Source organism: Paludifilum halophilum (assembly GCF_002245355.1).
Lineage (GTDB): Bacteria > Bacillota > Bacilli > Thermoactinomycetales > DSM-45169 > Paludifilum > Paludifilum halophilum.
This window is the reverse complement of sequence record NZ_NOWF01000180.1, coordinates 1-391: the sequence shown is the minus strand read 5'-3', so window position 1 is coordinate 391 and position 391 is coordinate 1. Positions and strand designations below refer to the sequence as shown.

2 protein-coding genes are annotated in these 391 nt (G+C 62.7%); both read left to right on the top strand.

All coding sequences use genetic code 11. The features are described 5' to 3' along the window. The coding region (locus tag CHM34_RS18760; RefSeq protein ID WP_094266068.1) for a YraN family protein at positions 1-255 on the top strand (255 nt) is incomplete at its 5' end. Between the two features lie 30 nt (positions 256-285). Further along, positions 286-391 (top strand): hypothetical protein (locus tag CHM34_RS20310; protein ID WP_439116352.1); only part of this gene is annotated, 106 nt, incomplete at its 3' end.

Here is a 391-nt window from a genome sequence, read left to right as displayed (position 1 = left end):
CCCTATGGCGAGATCGACCTCGTCGCACGCAAGCGCAATCTCGTCGCCTTCGTCGAGGTCAAGGCCCGTGCCAGCCTCGATGAAGCCGCCTATGCCGTGACGCCGCGCCAGCAGCAGCGCATCGTCAATGCCGCCCAGGCCTGGCTGATGGCGCATCCCGAACATGCCGAATTTGATCTCAGATTCGACGCCGTGCTGATTGCGCCGAAGAGCCTGCCGCGCCATCTGTTAGCGGCATTCGACGCAAGCCCTTGAAGCTACCCTCAGACCTCGCGGGACACACCTATGAAATTGAAGATCGCCGTCCAGATGGATCCTATCGCGCGCATCAACATCCGCGGCGATTCCACCTTTGCGCTGCTGCTCGAGGCGCAGAAGCGCGGCCACGGCA